The sequence below is a fragment of the Planctomonas deserti genome, assembly GCF_003067705.1.
GTDB classification, from domain to species: Bacteria; Actinomycetota; Actinomycetes; order Actinomycetales; family Microbacteriaceae; genus Planctomonas; species Planctomonas deserti.
This window is the reverse complement of record NZ_QANL01000245.1, coordinates 1-506: the sequence shown is the minus strand read 5'-3', so window position 1 is coordinate 506 and position 506 is coordinate 1. Positions and strand designations below refer to the sequence as shown.

General features: G+C 65.6%; 1 protein-coding gene. It reads right to left on the bottom strand.

Features of this window, described 5'->3' with window-relative positions; translation table 11 throughout:
- Window positions 1–240 precede the first annotated feature (240 nt).
- Window positions 241–506: AIM24 family protein (locus tag DAI20_RS20505; protein WP_168927724.1), on the bottom strand; the 266-nt coding region annotated here is incomplete at its 5' end.

Genomic DNA, 506 nt, shown 5'->3' with positions numbered 1-506 from the left:
GAAGCCGTGGCGGGGCGGGCAGGGTGGGGGCAGCTCCCTATTCAGCAAAAAAACGTGAATCGCTTCTGGTGGGTGCGGACCTCGGTCCGCACAAATGCCTGGTCGCGCGCTGAAGGAATGTGCCAACCAAGGTTGGCACCCACCCAAGGCAGGTCCAGGCGGCCGCCGAGAACCTCCCTATTCAGCAGAAAACGACCATGGTAGGTGCCGACCAAGGTCGGCACCTACCAAATGAGTGGGTCAGAACCGGTTGTCGTCGTCCAGCATCCGACCCAGGCCACCCAGCACCGAACCCTCGCCACGGTTCTGGCCACCGCCCTGCGGTGCGGCCATCCACATGCGGCCGGCCAGGCGCGAGAACGGCAGCGACTGCAGCCAGACCTTGCCCGGACCGGTCAGCGTGGCCAGGAACACGCCCTCGCCGCCGAACAGCATGCTCTTGATGCCCGCAACACGGCGCACGTCCATGTCCACGCTGGAGTGGTAGGCCACCACGCAGCCGGTAT